The organism is Paenibacillus sp. WG02, from assembly GCF_055396115.1.
The window spans coordinates 5,969,106-5,987,449 of sequence record NZ_AP036016.1 but is presented as its reverse complement, the minus strand read 5'-3'; the positions used below and the strand labels follow the sequence as shown (position 1 = coordinate 5,987,449).

At 45.3% G+C, this 18,344-nt stretch carries 13 protein-coding genes and 6 pseudogenes; 16 read left to right on the top strand and 3 right to left on the bottom strand.

The genetic code is table 11. The features are described 5' to 3' along the window. Window positions 1-157 precede the first annotated feature (157 nt). Window positions 158-424 (top strand): hypothetical protein, encoded by a 267-nt coding sequence (locus ACBP55_RS27045; RefSeq protein WP_464645987.1) that lies wholly within the window; start codon window positions 158-160, stop codon window positions 422-424. Here the strand turns inward: ACBP55_RS27045 and ACBP55_RS27040 are convergent. Further along, entirely contained in the window at window positions 385-1,308 is a 924-nt protein-coding gene (locus tag ACBP55_RS27040) for a helix-turn-helix transcriptional regulator (protein ID WP_464645985.1), read from the bottom strand. The genes ACBP55_RS27045 and ACBP55_RS27040 overlap by 40 nt on opposite strands. A 150-nt stretch (window positions 1,309-1,458) precedes the next feature. Between ACBP55_RS27040 and ACBP55_RS27035 the strand changes: the two are divergent. From ACBP55_RS27035 to ACBP55_RS27010, 6 genes and pseudogenes are all read left to right on the top strand, one after another. Next, window positions 1,459-3,094: pseudogene (locus ACBP55_RS27035) on the top strand (glycoside hydrolase family 31 protein); the annotation flags it as partial. Window positions 3,095-3,121: 27 nt separating this feature from the next. Then, window positions 3,122-3,469 carry a hypothetical protein gene (locus tag ACBP55_RS27030; protein ID WP_464653418.1) on the top strand — a complete coding sequence of 116 codons (348 nt, stop codon included), beginning with the start codon at window positions 3,122-3,124 and terminating at the stop codon, window positions 3,467-3,469. Between the two features lie 33 nt (window positions 3,470-3,502). Further along, the gene (locus ACBP55_RS27025; RefSeq protein WP_464645983.1) at window positions 3,503-5,062 is read left to right on the top strand and encodes a glycoside hydrolase family 43 protein; all 1,560 of its coding nucleotides are present in this window, start codon (window positions 3,503-3,505) and stop codon (window positions 5,060-5,062) included. A 46-nt stretch (window positions 5,063-5,108) separates the two neighbouring features. Next, the gene (locus ACBP55_RS27020) at window positions 5,109-6,032 is read left to right on the top strand and encodes a family 43 glycosylhydrolase (protein ID WP_464645981.1); all 924 of its coding nucleotides are present in this window, start codon (window positions 5,109-5,111) and stop codon (window positions 6,030-6,032) included. A gap of 78 nt (window positions 6,033-6,110) precedes the next feature. After that, a complete protein-coding gene (locus tag ACBP55_RS27015) occupies window positions 6,111-8,480 on the top strand; it encodes a glycoside hydrolase family 95 protein (protein ID WP_464645979.1) in 2,370 nt (789 codons plus the stop codon). Window positions 8,481-8,917: 437 nt separating this feature from the next. After that, window positions 8,918-9,063: pseudogene (locus ACBP55_RS27010) on the top strand (alpha-N-arabinofuranosidase); the annotation flags it as partial. A gap of 36 nt (window positions 9,064-9,099) precedes the next feature. On the opposite strand, the gene ACBP55_RS27005 reads toward ACBP55_RS27010, so the two are convergent. Both ACBP55_RS27005 and ACBP55_RS27000 read right to left on the bottom strand, forming a co-directional pair. Then, a complete protein-coding gene (locus ACBP55_RS27005; protein WP_464645977.1) occupies window positions 9,100-9,576 on the bottom strand; it encodes a helix-turn-helix domain-containing protein in 477 nt (158 codons plus the stop codon). Between the two features lie 81 nt (window positions 9,577-9,657). Next, window positions 9,658-9,948 (bottom strand): AraC family ligand binding domain-containing protein, encoded by a 291-nt coding sequence (locus tag ACBP55_RS27000; protein ID WP_464645975.1) that lies wholly within the window; start codon window positions 9,946-9,948, stop codon window positions 9,658-9,660. Between the two features lie 236 nt (window positions 9,949-10,184). On the opposite strand from ACBP55_RS27000, the gene ACBP55_RS26995 reads away from it, so the two are divergent. The 9 genes and pseudogenes from ACBP55_RS26995 (at window position 10,185) to ACBP55_RS26955 (ending at window position 18,342) form a co-directional block, all read left to right on the top strand. Then, window positions 10,185-12,470 (top strand): beta-L-arabinofuranosidase domain-containing protein, encoded by a 2,286-nt coding sequence (locus ACBP55_RS26995; protein ID WP_464645973.1) that lies wholly within the window; start codon window positions 10,185-10,187, stop codon window positions 12,468-12,470. Window positions 12,471-12,483: 13 nt separating this feature from the next. Further along, window positions 12,484-12,687: pseudogene (locus ACBP55_RS26990) on the top strand (cellulase family glycosylhydrolase); the annotation flags it as partial. Between the two features lie 4 nt (window positions 12,688-12,691). After that, window positions 12,692-12,784 (top strand): annotated as a pseudogene (locus tag ACBP55_RS26985) (sigma factor-like helix-turn-helix DNA-binding protein); the annotation flags it as partial. Between the two features lie 826 nt (window positions 12,785-13,610). Beyond that, a complete protein-coding gene (locus ACBP55_RS26980; protein ID WP_464645971.1) occupies window positions 13,611-13,850 on the top strand; it encodes a hypothetical protein in 240 nt (79 codons plus the stop codon). Window positions 13,851-13,884: 34 nt separating this feature from the next. Beyond that, window positions 13,885-14,055: pseudogene (locus ACBP55_RS26975) on the top strand (sigma factor-like helix-turn-helix DNA-binding protein); the annotation flags it as partial. A gap of 319 nt (window positions 14,056-14,374) precedes the next feature. Then, complete coding sequence (locus ACBP55_RS26970; RefSeq protein WP_464645969.1) at window positions 14,375-15,547, top strand: ABC transporter substrate-binding protein; 1,173 nt, start codon at window positions 14,375-14,377, stop codon at window positions 15,545-15,547. Window positions 15,548-15,560: 13 nt separating this feature from the next. After that, on the top strand, window positions 15,561-16,442 hold the full coding sequence (locus ACBP55_RS26965; RefSeq protein ID WP_464645967.1) for a carbohydrate ABC transporter permease: 882 nt from the start codon (window positions 15,561-15,563) through the stop codon (window positions 16,440-16,442). Continuing rightward, window positions 16,442-17,266, top strand: a complete 825-nt coding sequence (locus ACBP55_RS26960; RefSeq protein WP_171647829.1) for a carbohydrate ABC transporter permease — start codon at window positions 16,442-16,444, stop codon at window positions 17,264-17,266. The genes ACBP55_RS26965 and ACBP55_RS26960 overlap by 1 nt, the downstream gene beginning before the upstream one ends. Before the next feature lie 85 nt (window positions 17,267-17,351). Next, window positions 17,352-18,342 (top strand): annotated as a pseudogene (locus tag ACBP55_RS26955) (LacI family DNA-binding transcriptional regulator). The last annotated feature ends 2 nt before the right edge of the window (window positions 18,343-18,344 follow it).

Here is an 18,344-nt window from a genome sequence, read left to right as displayed (position 1 = left end):
GGGCTGGGACGTTCCCCTAAGCAGAACTTGTAGGTAGGCGTAGAATCCTCCAAGGGCGGATGACGGTATCGCCGCTTCGAGGGACGACTGCAGCTCGGCGCTTCATTTGTAAGGAATAGAAGGAAGGCTGCCGCAAACGTCGAACGACGTGGAGAAGGTGAAGACGCGCATCGGTGAGATATTGAAACTGTCGATCGAGATTTCTAATAAGTTGGCGACGGACCCGCGATTGGAAGTGCTCGTCAATAAGCGTTACGAATCGAACTATTCTGTTGTAGAGGCCTATAGAGAATATAGGGAGTTCGAGCTTTACGTGCGGTTGTATAAAGAAATCGCCAATATCCGGTTGTACGTGGATAATCCGACGCTGCTGAATAACTGGTACTATTTACAGCCAGAGCCGTCGATTTGGAGTGATTGCTGACGCAACTTGATATTCAAATTTCTAAATTCTCTAGGTGTAACCTTTGTTTTATTTTTAAATGCAATAGTAAAATAATTTGCACTTTCGAATCCTGTCTCAAACGCAATATCTATAATGGGCATATCGGTATGAATGAGCAGATCGGCTGCTTTACTAACTCTATAATGAATTAAGTAATCAATAGGAGTTTTATGAAAATGTTTTTTAAAAAACCGGCAAAACTGTTCTTTGCTTAAATCTATACTGGATGCCCAATCCGCTAAAGTGAAAGGCTGCTGGTATTTATCTTCTAAAAAAGCAAGCGTTTTCTTCATTCTTAGAGTCGTTTGAATCCCGTCTTTTCTGTAATCCTCCATTTGGTCCGAATGAAATTCAATGATGCCATAAAGGATTTGCAGGATATAAGACTTGATCAGAAGCTCAAATCCGAAACCCTTGGAGAGATAAGTTTCAATGACAGCAATTACATGATGATGTATTTTATCCCAGCCTTCTGATTTCCCGCCTATATAATAAAATTTCTTGTTCGTCTTGATAAAGAAAGGCTCTATATAGCTTTGCTGGATAGCATCATATAAGGCGCTATATATAAAAGACGGATGAAAAACAATCGCGTAAAAATCACAAGGTGAAATACCGCAGCGTGATGCCCCATGAATCAGATGGGGAGGGATCACGATGATATCTCCTTTGTTCACTGTAAAGGATTGTGCATCTATGTGAAGAATCATGCTCCCATCACGTATATATAATAGTTCCAGTTCTTCATGCCAATGCGTGTAAAGCATGATATCCGATGCAGTTTTGAGTTCGGTTAAATGGACGGCAAGGTTAAACAAAATATCCCCATGCGGGATGCGCTCTTTTAAATTCTCTTTATTCATTTGTTTCGTCCTCACAACCATTCCCCTTCCCTGAAGTGTAGCTTTATGATCGATGACATTATATTAATATTATCATACAAAAATAGTTATAGTTCGGAATTTATTAAGCAATATAATTAGATTTAAACGCTTTTGCGGAAGGGGATAAGTATGAATTTTTTTACTGCCGAAAATGGAAAGTTGATTTTTGAGAATAACGGAGAAACCTTACAAATTGAAGCTTGGGGTGAAAACAGTTTACGTATTCGTTCCCGAATGATGGGTGATATACTTGATACGGACTATGCCTTACTACCTATAAATGGAGATATGGAAGCTGCAATTGAGATCGATCATGAAGCTGAAACGGCTTCCATTCAAAATGGTAAGATAACGGCAGTGGTCAGACAGTCATGGTGGGATACCCCGGGACGAATTTCTTTTTACAATGAAAAAGGAGAATTATTGCTTCAAGAAATAAGCGCTGGCGGTGCTTTAAAGCTTCGGGCAAGAGCGTTCAAACCGATAATCGGGGGGGATCATCAATTAGCGGTTTACTTTGCAGGGAATGAAGGTGAAAGAATCTACGGAATGGGTCAATACCAACAAGAAACCTTTGATTTGAAAGGCTCTGTATTGGAATTAGCTCATCGTAATTCCCAAGCCAGTGTTCCGTTTTTATATTCCAGCAAAGGATATGGCTTCTTATGGCATAATCCGGCGATCGGCAAAGTTAACTTCGCTAATAATAGAACGGAATGGGTTGCAGAAAGTACAAAGCAGTTGGATTATTGGATAACGGCAGGCGATTCACCGGCAGAAATAGAAGCCGCATACGGAAAAGCAGTTGGTACCGTTCCCATGATGCCTGAATATGGACTTGGCTTCTGGCAGTGCAAATTAAGATATTATAATCAGGAACAGCTGTTGGAGGTTGCAAGGGAATATAAGAGAAGAAAGCTACCGATCGATGTCATCGTCATTGACTTTTTCCACTGGCCCAAACAGGGGGATTTTAGATTTGAGGAAGAATTTTTCCCTGATCCGAAGGCAATGGTGGATGAGTCTGAAATCCATGGGAATCGAATTGATGGTTTCTGTTTGGCCACAGATTGACCGCTATAGTGAAAATTTTGATGAAATGCGGCAAAAGGGTTATTTGATTAAAGCTGAAAGGGGAGTCCAAGTTGCCATGATGGATTGGTTCCCTTCCAGTATTTACTTTGATGCTACAAATCCAAAAGCTAGGGAGTATGTGTGGTCCAAGTGCAAGAAGAATTATTATGATTATGGAATCAAGATCTTCTGGCTAGATGAAGCAGAACCTGAATACGATGTATATGACTTTGATAATTACCGCTACGCTATGGGGCCTAATGTTCAAATAGGAAATATATATCCGCAGCGCTATTCCAAAACCTTTTATGACGGCATGCAGGCGGATGGACAGGACAAAATCGTAAACACGGTTCGCTGCGCTTGGGCAGGCAGCCAAAGATATGGCGCCTTAGTGTGGTCGGGAGATATTCATTCTTCATTTGAAGATTTCAGAAAACAAATCGTTGCAGGCCTTCATATGGGCATGGCGGGGATCCCTTGGTGGACGACGGATATCGGAGGCTTCTCAGGAGGTAACCCGGACGATCCCAAATTCCGTGAATTGCTAATCAGATGGTTCCAATGGGGGGCTTTCTGTCCTGTTATGAGATTGCACGGCGATCGCAGGGGAGGCAAGGAAGTATTCAGAAAAGACGGCAGCAAAGCATTAAATACCGGCGGAAACAACGAAGTATGGAGTTTTGGGGATGAGGCTTACGCTATATTGGTTAAATATATGGAATTGCGGGAGACCTTAAGGGATTATACCCGTGAGTTGATGAAAGAAGCTCATGAAAAAGGTGCGCCGGTTATGAGGCCGCTCTTCTATGAATTCCAGAAGGACGATAAGGTTTGGGATATTAAAGACGAATACCTATATGGTCCGGATCTGCTGGTTGCCCCAATCCTTTATGAAGGCACTCTGTCAAGAGAGGTATACTTGCCAGAAGGTGCAAGATGGACGGATGCACGTACAGGAATTATTTTCGAAGGTGGACAAACCATTCTTGTTGAAGCTCCTCTAAGTACGATTCCGGTATTTTTACGGGATGGAAAACAAGAGTATCTCATAGGAAAAATATAATATTCTTTTTAGAATTGAGAGGATGACTCTGTAATGGAAGATATCTACAATCTGTTATCGAAGAAGGGAGCTTGGGGAGATCAGGGGGACGGCACCTATGTCAATCCTGTCTTACCAGGAGATTATAGCGATCCGGATGTCATTCGAGTTGGAGATGATTATTACGGTATCTCCTCTACTTTGCATTGTTCTCCGGGGATGGCGGTTCTGCATTCTAAAGATCTTGTGAATTGGAGAATGATCGGGCATGTTGTTGACGATTTGACTAGCATCGGCCCTGAATATAACTACAATCGGATGAACCGTTATGGCAGAGGAGTCTGGGCAGGCGCCGTCCGATTCAATCAGAATAAATTTTGGGTGTACTTTTTTACGCCCGATGAAGGATTGTTTATGAGCACGGCTGCCGATCCGGCGGGACCTTGGGAGCCGCTTTATCAAGTTTGGGAGGTTAGCGGATGGGATGACTGCTGTCCGTTTTGGGACGATGACGGACAAGGCTACTTTGTTACCACCAATTTTGCCGATAACTATAATATCCATTTATTTAAACTTAGTGAAGACGGCAAAGAACTATTGCATGACAGCGATACGATTATTCATCAGTACAAAGGAAGCGAAGCCAATAAGCTCTACAAAATTGACGGAACCTACTATTTCTTCCATAGCGAGGTTCGCTGGAAGGATGGCATTGAAGTCAGAGTCGTTATGATGTTAAGGTCCGAACATATTTATGGGCCCTATGAGGAAAAGGAGCTTATACATACGCACGGCATGGATGTAGACCGAGAGCCTAATCAGGGCGGACTTGTCCAGACGGTTTCCGGAGATTGGTATTTCATTTCGCACCAAGGAACAGGCGGTTATTACGAAGGGAGAACGCTGCACTTGCTGCCCGTAACGTGGGTTGATGGATGGCCGATCATCGGAAACGATACGGACGGCGACGGAATCGGAGAGATGGTATGGGGAGGCAGGAAGCCCATAAACGGGCATCCCGTGATGATTCTTTCCACAAATGACGGTTTTGACCGATCGGTGCTTGAGCCGTTTTGGGAATGGAACCATCAGCCGAAAGCCGACAAATGGTCGTTGGCGGAACGGCCCGGATATTTGCGCCTATATGCATGCCAACCCATCGAGAAGGACAATTTTTTTACCGTCTGCAACGTCATTTCACAAAGAGCGTTTAGAACCGTTCACAATACGGCAACTGTAAAAATAGAGATCGGCGGCATGTCAGACGGACAAGAAGCGGGGCTTTGCCATTTTGCGCAAACCTATTGCACGATTGGCGTACAACAACAGAATGGGACAAGGGTTCTGAAGTTTAACCATTCGGGAACGATGGAATGGGGACCGGAATTATCGGGCAGCACCCTTTGGTTAAAGTCTGTATGGAATATTGATGGGATCAGCCGGTTCGAATATAGCGTCGATGGGGACCATTTCACGAGCTTTGGAGACGCTTATCAGCTGGGGTGGGGGCATTACAGGGGAGACCGGATCGGGTTATACAGCTATAACTGTGAGAGTGAACAGGGTTATATCGATGTGGACCATTTTATTCATGAGGTTGCAGGAGCAAGGTAAGCGCACATGACGTTTGAACAGACTTAATAGTGGGAGTGGAGAATGAATGAGATCGCCTTTGTTTAGAGATCCAATTTTTGACGGAGCGGCAGATCCTGTAGTTATTTGGAATCGGCAGAACAAGGAATGGTGGATGATTTATACGAACCGCCGAGCGACCGCAGAGGGAACTGGTGTGGCATGGGTTCACGGAACCGACCTCGGCGTGGCGGTTTCCCGCGACGGCGGCAAGGAGTGGGTATACCGAGGCGTACTGCAGGGGCTGGATATTGAATGGGGAAGAAATACGTTCTGGGCGCCGGAGATCATCTGGCACGACGGATTGTATCATATGTACGTTAGTTATATTCAAGGAGTGCCTGATCATTGGGGGCATCCGAGGGACCTGTTGCATTATACGAGCCCGGATATGCTGGAATGGCGCTTTGTTTCCAAGCTCGGCTTGAGCTCGGGTAATGTTATTGATGCTTGCATCTACCCGTTGCCTGATGGCGGCTTTCGAATGTGGTACAAGGATGAGGGCCACCACTCTCATTTGTATGCAGCTGAAAGCAGCGATCTCTGCCATTGGCAGGTTGCGGGTCCGGTCATTACCGAACGTTCCCAGGAAGGACCGAACGTGTTCCGCTTGGGCGGCTATTATTGGATGATCACAGACGAGTGGCACGGGCAGGGCGTGTACCGCTCGAATGATCTTGAGACGTGGGAACGAAACGGCCTCATTCTCGACCAGCCTGGCAAGCGTGAGGATGACGGGACGATCGGCCTGCACGCAGATGTGGTCGTACAAGGAGATGAGGGATATATCTTCTATTTCACTCATCCTGGCCGTGTTCATGGGCATAATGAAGATTCGGTCTATGAAATGCGCCGCTCTTCCATTCAGGTTGCCAAGCTGGAAGTTGTGGACGGTGTGCTGATCTGTGACCGTGACAAGGAGCTTGAGTTAAATCTTGGAGCGGAAGATTGATAGGCTTGCTTTCATCATATAGCGATTTAAATCAACCATCCATATATCTATTAATGAATGAGGGGGCATAAGATCATCATGAATATCCAATTTCAATCTCCTGCCGTATATTGGACAGAAGCGCTTCCTGTTGGGAACGGTCGATTAGGCGCGATGGTATTCGGCGGTGTTGAGAAAGAACGCATCGCTTTAAATGAAGATACGCATTGGTCAGGCTACCCTAAGGATTGGAATAATCCGGGAGCGAAAGAAGTTTTACCTAGAATGCGTGAGTTGATCGCAGAAGAAAAATATGAGGAAGCGGACCTGCTATCCAAGGAAATGATGGGTCCCTACACGCAATCCTATTTGACTTTCGGAGATTTACATGTAACGATGGCACATGGCGATGCTAAAGACCTATATAGCCGGAAGCTTGATTTGTCCACTGGTATCGTGACTGTCACTTATATCGTTGGCGGTGTTCAGTACACCCGGGAAATATTTGCTTCGTATCCCGATCAAGCTATTATTGTGCGTTTAACGTCGAGCAAGGAAAGTATGCTCAGTTTTCGTGCTAGGCTGGAAAGTCCCATTCGTTATGAATCGTCCTTTGACGCCGATCAATTTATGATTTCCGGCACAGCTCCCGAGCAAGTATGGCCCAACTACTTCGACTCGGATAATCCGATTATTTATGGAGACCCTGAGACATCACAAGCTTTGAAGTTCCATGGCCGGTTGGCTGTCGTGCATGAAGGTGGGACGATGAAGGGGGATGCAGACGGCTTGCATGTTATCGGAGCGACTAGCGCGACTTTGTATTTCAGTGCGGCGACAAGCTTCGATCCAGATGCTGGTGCGAGCTGTTCGATAAGAGATCCGAAACAACTAACAGGTGAAGCGATCGATGCCGTTCGTGGACAACGATATGAAGATATACGGCATCGTCATCTTGAGGATCATAACAAGCTATTTGGCAGAGTTGCCTTGTCTCTGGGCGGGAGCAAAGCCCCCTCGGACATGCCGACCGATCGACGGATTGCCGAATATGGCAGCAACGATCCGGGTCTGGTTGAGCTCTTGTTCCATTATGGACGGTACCTGTTGATTGCAAGTTCTCGCACAGGTACTCAGCCTGCCAATCTGCAAGGCATATGGAATGAGGAAATGCGGGCGCCATGGAGCAGCAACTATACGCTCAATATTAATGCAGAGATGAACTACTGGCCTGCAGAGTCTTGCAATATGGCGGAAATGCATGTACCGCTGCTTGAGTTTATTAGCAGGTTGGCGCACAACGGCAAGAAGACCGCTGAATTGAATTATGGCGCAAGAGGATGGGTGGCCCACCATAATTCCGATCTATGGGCTCAAACGGCACCAGTCGGCAATTATGGCCATGGAGACCCCGTTTGGGCGTTCTGGCCGATGGGCGGTGCCTGGTTGACTCAGCATTTATGGGAGCATTATGCCTTCAGCGGCGATGAAATATTTTTACGGGATAAGGCGTTCCCTATCATGAAGGAAGCTGCGTTATTCTGTTTGGATTGGCTCATTGAAGATAAAGATGGGTATTTCATAACTTCACCTTCGACTTCTCCTGAACAAAAATTTCTTGTTGGCGATAAGTGTCATGCGGTAAGTGCTGCTTCGACCATGGATTTATCTTTGATAAGTGAATTATTTGATAACTGTATCAATGCGGCAGAACAGCTTAAGATTGATGAGAATTTGGTGATGACACTTGTAGAGACGAAGCAAAAGCTGCTGCCGCTTCAAATCGGTAAGCATGGTCGTTTGCAAGAATGGTCCAAGGATTTTGAAGACGAAGATGTTCATCATCGTCACGTTTCGCATCTTGTGGGGATTTATCCGGGGCGACTTATTACGGAGCAGTCTGCTCCTGATCTGTTTCAAGCTGCGAAAAAATCGCTTGAAATAAGAGGAGACGGGGGAACGGGTTGGAGCCTTGGCTGGAAAATCGGCTTATGGGCAAGATTCAAGGACGGCAATCGCGCGGAGCGGTTAATCTCGAATTTGTTAACGCTTGTAAAGGGTGACGCACCGATGAATAACGGAGGCGGCGTCTATGCCAATCTATTCGATGCGCATCCTCCATTCCAAATCGACGGCAACTTTGCCGCAACAGCAGGGATCGCAGAGATGCTGCTGCAATCGCATCAAGACTATTTGGAATTCCTGCCGGCGTTACCCGATGCATGGAAAGATGGGTTTGTCAAAGGATTGCGGGGCAGAGGAGGCTATGAAATCAATTTGGAATGGAATAACGGCGCATTGTCAAAGGCGGAAATCGCAGTTTCAATAACGCAGACTTGCAAAGTGCTAGCCAAGCAGATGGTCAGGGTAACGCTAGATGGCGAAGAAGTGACTTACTCTCATATGGGCAACGGTTGTATCGGGTTCCATGTTGAAAGTGGTAAACGTTACGTCGTATCAAACGTTTGAAGGAAATGAGAGGTTGAAGCGGAAATTGTCCGATCACGAACAAGATGCCGATTGCCTGTTCGTTTATTTTACCGATGATGGCAAAGGCGGCGGGGAGGAAATCTACTTCGCTTTAAGCAAGGGGAACGATCCGCTGCATTGGCGGGAGCTGAATGGCGGCAAGCCCGTTCTTACTTCCCGATTAGGGGAACAAGGAGTACGCGATCCGTACATCATCCGGTCGCCTCAAGGGGATAAGTTCTACTTGATGGGGACGGATCTCAAGGTGCACGAAGACGGAAATTGGCAGCGAGCGGCAACCGAAGGAAGCCGCTCCATCCTGATATGGGAATCGAATGATTTTATCCTGATCCGCGAGAATATCGGGCAGGATATGATGGAGCGCGGCGAAGGTCCTAGAGTGTTTAAATCTAACATGGAAGACAAATGGTACTTATTTATTGACGAACGGTTACATCTTCAGCAGTTATTCGGCAAGCGCTACAGACAGCAATTATTGCATGGGATTGCTCTCAACTTTGGACAAAGCAATATGTTGGATCCGAATTCATGGACGAAATCTCTGGACCCTGTCTTCCGAACGGGTTAGTCAATTTGGTTTTTTCAATGGTACTCTCTGTCACTTATAGAACAATAGTCTATTGGCGGATGCATTGCGGAAGCTGGTCGGTGTAAGATTGGTCATCTGTTTGAACGATTTCATGAAATGCTGGCTGTCATGATAGCCGAGCTGCAGCGCGATTTCATTGATGGTCATATTCGTGTCAGTCAACAGGAAGGAAGCGGCTTCGATCTTTTGCTGCAAAATAAACTGTTTGAGCGGCACTCCGGCAATCTTGGAGAAAAGGTGCGATAAATATTTGGCATTGTAGCCGAAGTGCTCCGCGATATGTGAGGCTTTTAGCTGTTCACCCCGGTTCCACTTGATATAGTCAACAATGTCGTTATATAGCTGCATCTGTTTTAACTTTGGCTGAGAGGCTTCTCTGACTCTAAAAGTTTGATTGCATAGCTCGCACAGAATACTTGTTGCCAAATAATTATTCAGCGTCGGATCTTGATAACTTCGAATAGAATCTTGCAGTTGTTTCATCATAACAATGATCTTATCCGCACTGCTTAATGTGCCTCTGCTTGGAATCGCGATGGATCCGGACGGACATTCGTAAGTTTCTTCCTAGTAAGACACGGTCTGTTGATTTTCTGCCGTAAAATGCAGCCAATAAAAACTGCAGTCGGATGCCCGGTAGCCGTATTGTTTGGTCCGAGGAGGCATGAGTAGATAATCGCCTTCGTGCAAGACGTGCTTCTCCTGTCCATCCGCGATATACAAAATACCCTTGGTCTGCACGAAAAGTTCGTACTCCATCAACATTCTTGTCATGTGCATCCAATCGGGGGAAGGAGCGACGAATTTCCCCGTCATTACCAGCTGCAGCGGTTTTTCTACTTGAAAAGTATGGATCAAAGGTGCTCGCCGCCCATCTAACCTTTTGACACCTGTTTGAGGTGCACTTGTTCTAAGCATAACAAGGTATTCACACGATGACAATGCTGGTGAAGTCCTTTTTCGTTGTCGTGCATCTGTCTTTTTTACACGAATTCGATCGTTTTTACCATTTACCCTTCCGGTCGTTTAACGTTAATCTGAAGAGGATTAGAGCGCTGATTATTAGGATAATTTGAGAAGGAGGGATTAGGTTCATGGAAGCTACACGGATGAGAGAAGCATTGCAAGACTTCGGATTGGATCAGGTAACACTTACCGGTGAGTATTACATCAATGCGTTTGAAAAAGAACTTCACTACTTACGCAGTTACGATATCGATCGCCTGCTGGCCGGATTCCGGGAGACCAGGGGGCTGGTGCCCAAGGCCGAGAAATACCCCGGTTGGGAGAATACAGAGATTCGAGGCCATACCTTCGGTCATTATATGACTGCGTTAGCACAGGCATACTCCCAGACGAAAGATCCGGCATTCATGGAGAAGTTATCGTACATCATTTCCGAATTATCGCAATGCCAATTAAATAGCGGTTATCTTTCGGCGTTTCCCGAGACACTCATCGATAATGTGGAGAATAAGCAGCCGGCATGGGTTCCTTGGTATACGATGCATAAAATCATTGCGGGGCTAATCGCGGTCTACCATGCAACGCAATCGCAAACGGCACTCAACATTGTCGTGCGATTAGGCGACTGGGTCGCGTCCCGAACATCGCTATGGTCGGATGAGCTTCAAGCTACCGTACTGGCCGTGGAATATGGCGGTATGAATGATTCTCTCTACGACATGTACAAGATTTCCGGCAGTCAGAAGCATTTGGATGCGGCTCATCGATTTGACGAATTACCTATGTTTGAAGCGATCCGGCAAGGCAGGGATATTCTTGCAGGGAAGCATGCCAATACGACGATTCCTAAATTTATAGGAGCCCTGAATCGTTATTTGGTATTGGGAGAGAGCGAAAGCTTCTACCTTGAAGCCGCCAAGAAGTTTTGGGATATTGTTGTCTATCATCACAGTTACATGACCGGCGGTAATAGCGAGTCGGAGCACTTCGGCGAACCGGATATCCTTGACAGGAGACGCTCGGATATCACATGCGAAACCTGCAACAGCTACAACATGCTGAAGTTGACACGAGAATTATTTAAGCTCACAAAGGATCGAAAATACGCGGACTTCTACGAGACAACGTTTATCAACGCGATTCTCTCTTCGCAGCATCCAGAAACCGGGATGACCATGTACTTCCAACCGATGGCGACCGGGTACTTCAAAATTTACAGCTCGCCTTTTGAACATTTCTGGTGCTGTACAGGCACGGGGATGGAGAGCTTTACGAAGCTGAATGACAGCATCTACTATCATAAAGATGATGAGCTTTATGTGACTCAATTCGTCAGCTCGACACTCGATTGGCGCCAGAAGCAAGTAAAGCTTACACAGAGCTCCGGCATTCCCGATTCCGATCAAGTGACTTTAAAGATTGAGACCGAGAATCAACAAGCCAAAGTCTTCAAGCTCCATATTCGCGTTCCGTATTGGGTTAGAGGGAATATCGAGGCCAGATTGAACGGCGAGCTGATCGCTGTGGACATTCGTGATCACCGCATTGTGATGGACCGCGAATGGCAGCATGGCGATACGCTTGCATTGACGCTGCCCATGAATGTATTCGTCTCACGACTGGTGGATAATCCGAGTGCGGTTGGTTTCCAATATGGGCCTATTGTGCTGAGTGCAGCGCTGGGCACGGACGATATGAGCCAAGCCCAAACAGGCATTATGGTGGAGGTGCCGACCCGCAGAATGCTGGTCAAGGATTTCTTGATTCCGACCGGGATGAACCCGGATCTATGGCTGGAGGGGATTGAACGGCACCTTGTGAAGGAAGGCAGGGAGCTTGTATTCAAGCTGCGGAATACGGACGAGGACGACCGGCTCATCTTCACCCCTCATTACAAACAGCATCAAGAGAGATACGGCATCTATTGGAACATCGTCGAACCGGATTCCGATGAGTTGAAGCGGCATTTGGAGCAAGCCCGGACGGAACAACTCGTGAAAGAAGCTACGATCGACAGCGTTCAAGTAGGCAACGATCAGTATGAACTGCAGCATGCGATTAAGGGAGAAGGAACGGTCGGCGGAGCATGGGAAGGTCAGAATGGACGCATAGCGAATCCCGGCGGGTGGTTTAGCTATGAGCTGAAAATGATTCCGGGAATAGAGAATCTGCTTCAGGTGACCTACTCATCCATTTACCATGACCGTGTACTGCATATTTATGCGAATGGCAAGCTATTGGCCAGCGAGCGGTCGGCTCAGGGGTACAGACGCGAATTCTTCACGAAGTCCTATTCCATTCCGGAAGAATTGATTAACGGGAAAGAACAAGTGGAGTTTAAGTTTGTGCCGGAAGATAAGCGCAATGGGATTTTCGGCGTCCTGCGAACGATGAGATCAAACTTGAAAGAATAGAGCCTGAAAAGCCTTTAACGGCGACCAACTTGCCACGATGGAGGCCATGTATGCTTGAGGCGGCAACGCAGGTCCGCATAACTGGACTTCCTACAAGCAATTTAACTATTGCTTCTCACCCGACTATACCAACAATAAAATTACGCTGACCTCGAATTTCTTCAATGAAACGACTGTCGGAACGGTGATCCTGACGTTCCACTTCTGGAGCGGGTAAATAACTGGGTATTTCGCGGAGCTACGTTTCAAGGATTGAAAAAAGGGCGCTCATGAAGCTGTATCATGTGTTTTATAAGCGAAGCGTTAATGCCTAACGAATCGATTATTCAAATATCAAGAGACCGGTACTCCTGGAAGTATAAGGGTTACCGGTCTCTTATTCATAAATATAAATGTATTCATTTTTAATTGAATGAGAGTGACCACACGTGTCAAGCTTCCTTATTCCGAAGTTATCATCATTCCGCAAGACGGCTCAATCTGAGAGTTCGGTATTGTACAAGAATTGGTATTACCGTTAACCTAGACCGGATGGCCTTGATATTTTTTGTCGTGAAGCCAGGCATTCAACGGATTGAGCAGGAGAATACCTATAGCTTTTGGCTGCTTCAAAGATATAAAAGTGATGCCATAGGGATGCGAGAAAGTTCTCCACGTGCTTGTCAGAAATAAAGGTACCAAATAAACACTAAGAGTGTGTCAACCGATTGACATACAATTAGTCAATCGGTTATCATAATTTTGGAAGCGCATTCAAAATACAGTTTCAAGGGGGAAAAGGGTTTGAAAAAGATGAAGAGTATCACCGCTGTGGGAAATTGTTCGATTTTGTTGCTTTCCTCATTGGTGGCATGTTCCCAGAACAAGGCCCCAAACTCCTCGCCGGGTGCCAGTCAACAAGCGAGGGATTTACGTTCCTGTTGGAACGCTTTTTTATTGTCAACCTGCACCTTCGAGCACCTTTCGCCCAATGGACAATTCATCATTCTAATACCCCGCCTTTCACATATCTCACAACGAAGCTTAGACATAATGAAAAACAGATCGACTGTTCATTAAATAAATTACTTTGTGTTACTTGATTTGATAAGGGCGTAGTCTGTTACAGATTGGATAAAGGCAAAAAGGAGATTGCGTCGAATGATGAATATATCTTTGGCAATCATGATTGATCGTAACAATCGATGCATCATTTATGGTGAGATAACGATCATAACGCAACTGGAGCAATATTTTGGGCAAGAGACGAGAAGGTTTACCCTAGATCAAGATTTTGTTAACGAATTGCAAATAGTAGTAGCAGAGCATCCGGATTATACCATAAGAAGAGCTCAGGAAGTATTCGCTGAAGTGTTGGCGACAAACACCTTCGCTCCTTGAAAAAAACGCGCAAAGATGTGTCCTTGCATGATTCGGGGAAGAGCGGACGCAGCGGGAGATTGCGAAGGAACTGGGTATTTCGCGGAGCTACGTTTCAAGGATTGAAAAAAGGGTGCTCATGAAGGCATTCAACGGATTGAGCATGAGAATACCTATAGCTTTTGGCTGCTTAATAACGTTCAAAGATATAAAAGTGATGCTATAGGGATGCGAGAAAGCTCTCCAAATGCTTGTCAGAAATAAAAGGTTCCAAAAAAACACAAAGTGTATGTCAACCGGTTGACATACATTATTGCAATCGGTTATCATAATTTTGGTAGCGCATTCAAAATACAGTTTCAAGGGGGAAAAGGGTTTGAAAAAGATGAAGAGTATCACCGCTGCGGGAATTTGTTCGATATTGTTGCTTTCCTCATTGGTGGCATGTTCCCAGAACAAGGCCCCAAACTCCTCGCCGGGTGCCAGTCAACAAGCAAAAGGCGTCAAGCTTACTTTCTTTAATACTTCAGTCTGAAGTAAACAACGTGTTCGAGGACCTTTTTAAAACTTATCACGAGCAGAATCCTAACGTAACGATTGAATTGATTCCGACGCCAATCGGAGGAGCGCAGTTAGAGAAATTTCAATCCCTGTTAGCATCCGGCAACCCGGCCACAATAGACAATCTTGACCCGGGAACGATTCTTCAATATAAAGATAAGTTTATGGACTTTGAGACGGAGAAGGTGAAGTATGAAAAACTAACGAAGCTTGGGGCGGTTGACGGCGCTTTGCTGGACGGAAAATTCCTTGGCGTTCCATGGACTGCTCAAGGCTATGGCTTGTTATATAACAAACGGGTAGTTGAGGAATCGATCGGGGGGGCTTTCGATCCGGCTTCCATCAAAACCCGTAACGATTTGGAAGCATTGTTCAAAAAAATCGAAGCTGCCGGCAAGGCGCCTGTGATGATTCACGGGGCGGATTGGTCCTTAGGCGCTCACTATCTGGGATTGGCCTATTCTTTGCAATCGCCAAAAGTGGAAGAGAACCGTAAGTTTGTAGAGGATTTGAAAAATGGCAAGGCGAATTTGGCTGACAATCAGCCATTCAACGGTTTGATGGATACATTCGACTTATTAAAGAAATACAATGCCAGAAAAAATGATCCGCTTGTCGCAGATTACAATAAAGACAGCACTGATTTTGCAAAAGGCAATGCCGCGTTTTATTTTATGGGGGATTGGACTTGGGCTGTAATTGGCACTCTTGAAGGAAGAGATAAAGAATTTGGAATCATTCCTGTACCGATTAGCAACAATCCGGCTGATTACGGCAATGCTCAAGTGGCTTACACGGAACCGAAGTTGTTCGCTATCGATAAATCTGGATCTACTCCCGAGCAGCAGGCAGCGGCTAAAGCATTCGTCGAATGGATGGTTACAAGCGAGCAGGGGCAAAGTGCGATTGTGACCAAGATGGGCCTGTCCTTGCCCTACAAGGATGTAAAGGCAAAAGGGTCGAATGTGATTTCTGATGCCATAACGAAATATGTCGACCAAGGGAAGGTGCTGAATATCAGTGTCATTAATTATTTTCCGCAAGACTATTGGTCCAAGACAGGAGCTTCCATGCAAAAATATATGGTAGGAAAAACCGACCGAAAGGCTTTCACGACAGAGGTTCAGGATTATTGGAAATCGAATGCTGGGAAATAGGGGTTAAGGCGATATGAGGAGTAAGACTTATATAAGGAATACGGGGACCTTTCTGCTTTTTGGGGCTCCTTCCGTATTGGCATTTGCTGCTGTTGTTTTGATCCCGTTCCTAGTTGGATTATACTTGACGTTTACGAATTGGGATGTTCGAACGGCCGACATATCAATTGTCGGCTTGTCGAATTATACGAAAGTTTTTCATGATAAAGTTTTTCTCGCCCAATTGTGGTTTACCATTAAGTATGTAGTGTTTACGGTACTGATCTCCAATGTGGCGGCTTTCTTTATAGCACTGGCGTTGACCAGCGGGGTTAAAGGAGAGAAATGGCTTCGAACGGGCTTTTTCACTCCAAACTTAATCGGCGGAATCGTGTTAGGGTACTTGTGGCAGACGCTATTCTCGCAGATCATGCCCTATATAGGGAATAAATACGGCTGGGCATTGTTTAAATCGTCGTGGTTAACGGATACGGATACCGCATTTTGGGCGCTCGTTATCGCAACAGCTTGGCAATTAGTCGGCTATCTCATGATCATTTATATTGCCGGATTCTCAGGTGTTCCTAATGATGTGTTGGAAGCTGCGAGCATTGACGGGGCGAACGGTTATGCAAGACTTCGCAGAATCATATTGCCGCTTTCGATTCCGGCTATCGTCATATGTATTTTTATTTCCATCTCTCGCTCATTTTTAACTTACGATATCAACCTTGCCCTAACGAAAGGCGGACCTTTTCATTCCACCGAATTAGCTTCCTATCATATCGTTCAAAAAGCTTTCTTGTCCAATCAATATGGAATCGGACAGGCGGAAGCAGTTGTCTTATTTGCTGTCGTAGCCTTGGTTGCGCTTACTCAATCTTACTTACTTAAAAAATTGGAGGTCGAATCGTGATGTCTTTTCGACAGTCCATATCAAGAATCAAAGCCGTAATCCTGTATGTAATTTTATTTGTATTTTTAATTCCATTTTTGCTGGTTGTCATGAACTCTTTCAAAAAAACGCAGCAGTTCGTCGAAAATCCATTATCGATACCTGGTAATATTCATTTCGAGAACTACACCGCTGCATTTACCAACATGAAATTCATGCAAGGACTCTCCAATTCTATCTTCATTACAGTCGCTGCAGTTTTCATTATTGTTATTTTCTCGTCAATGACCGGGTATTTGTTTGTTCGTTATAAATGGAAACTGAATACTGTGCTATTTTTCATGATGCTTGGCTCCATGGCGCTTCCTTTCCAGGTTATCATGATTCCTTTGGTCATGCTGTACGGAAAGCTGGGTCTGCTTAATATGAAGGGAACGCTGCTGTTTTTATATTTGGGGTTTGGCGTTCCCTTCGGCGTTTTTACTTTCCATGGGTTTATCAAAGGGATTCCTTACGAATTGGAAGAATCGGCTTTTATAGAGGGCAGCTCGAGGCTGCGAACTTTTTTCCAGATTGTATTGCCCCTATTGAAACCGGTTTTCGTAACGCTCATCGTACTCAATGTACTCTGGATCTGGAATGATTATTTATTGCCCAGCTTGGTCTTACTATCGCCGGAACAAAGGACATTGCCTCTTTCTACGTTTACTTTCTTCTCGTCGTACACTGTTGATTACGCACCCTTGATGGCAGGATTAATCATGACGGTTATTCCTGTGTTAGTTTTATATCTTTTTGTTCAAAACCAAATCATCAAAGGGATAACGGAAGGGGCCTTGAAATAAAGGTCCTGTAATATGGAACGGAGTTCGGCTGAAAAAATTGTAAATTAAGCGTATAATGGCTTTAAAAAAGTCAGGTGGTCAAGCCATGCCTAAAATTGATGATGTAGCAGAAAAAGCCGGGGTTTCTGTTACTACGGTGTCCCGCGTGCTCAATAACCGGGGATATATCAGCCAAACGACACGGGATAAGGTATATCAGGTTATGAAGGAGCTAAATTATCATCCCAATGAAATGGCTCGTTCTTTGTTCAGAAAAAAATCGAATATGATCGGCCTCATTATTCCTACAGTTTCTCATCCTTTTTTTAGTGAATTAGCTCACTATCTTGAATATTATGCTGACCAAAGCGGGTATAAAATTCTATTGTGCAATTCGAATCGGGATGTAACGAAAGAACGCAAATACATCGACATGCTAAAAAAGAATCAAGTGGACGGCATCATTATGGGCAGCATGGTTTTGGATGTCGAACATTATCGGAATCTGAACCTTCCTATCGTAGCTTTCGATCGAGTCGTAGATGATACGATTCCTGTTATTAACTCCGATAATCTGATGGGCGGCAAACTTGCAGTCTCTGTTACTTGTGGGCAAAGGTTGCCGAAAGCTGGCATATATTCAAGGTGGAGTTGGCGGGCCGCATCATCATGGTCTGCTTGCTGGAGGAAGGTTACAAGGGTTTGCTGAGGAACTGCAGCATGCAGGGGTTGAATATGTTCAATTGAATTTAGAGGTACACGACCTAGATACTGGGGCAAGTGAGGATACAATTGTTCGTTTCCTTCTGGAGCATCCGGAAGTAGACGGTGTTTTTGCCAGCAGCGATGTGATCGCAACTATGGTTATGCAAGCCTGTTATCAATTAAAAAAGAGGATTCCGGAAGACATGAAAATCATCGGTTATGATGATGTGAAGATCGCATCTTTAGTGGTGCCGCGTCTTACAACCATTAGGCAGCCTATTCAAAAGATGAGCGAGTTAACGATCGAATTAATTGCAAAACAAATTGAAGGGGAGGAGGTTCCGATGGTCAATTCTTTACCGGTTACATTAATTGAACGAAGTACTACGTAAGA